Annotated in this window: 1 protein-coding gene; it reads left to right on the top strand. The window is 66.7% G+C overall.

Annotation, left to right across the window (positions count from 1 at the left end):
* A partial coding sequence (locus ACLQ24_RS30260) for a hypothetical protein (RefSeq protein ID WP_425895142.1) occupies positions 1 to 448 on the top strand: 448 nt, incomplete at both ends.

Here is a 448-nt window from a genome sequence, read left to right as displayed (position 1 = left end):
TGAGATGGGGTGGCTCGGCCGGCGCTTGGGTGGGGTGTTCGTTGGCGCGGATCTTGGTGGGTTGCGTCAGTTGGCGCCGGGTGCGGTGACGGTGGTGCGGGTGGACCGTCCGAGGGGGCCGCGTCATGTGGTGGTGGTGGCGCGTGGTCCTGAGGGGCAGTTGTTGTTGGTCGAGACGCAGGCTCCGCCCGGCGAGCGGATCGTCACGCTCGATGGTGAAAGAGCGTTGCCGGGTTCGTTGCTGGGAGCGGTATCGCTTGTGGTCGACCAGGACCGGCGGCTTCGGCAGTGGGACATGCTCCACATGCGAGCGGGCGTGCATGGTGATCCGGTCGGCACTTCACGGGTCGGCGTGTTGTTGGATTCGTCTTCGACCGTCCATATCGGCATGCACACCGGTCAGCCGTACGCGTCGACCTCCACCGACCACAGCGGTAGCCAGCAGCAC

The sequence above is a fragment of the Micromonospora sp. DT4 genome, assembly GCF_049841675.1.
Classification (GTDB): domain Bacteria; phylum Actinomycetota; class Actinomycetes; order Mycobacteriales; family Micromonosporaceae; genus Micromonospora.
Note: the sequence above shows the minus strand (reverse complement) of the source record. Positions and strands in the feature narration are given on the sequence as shown.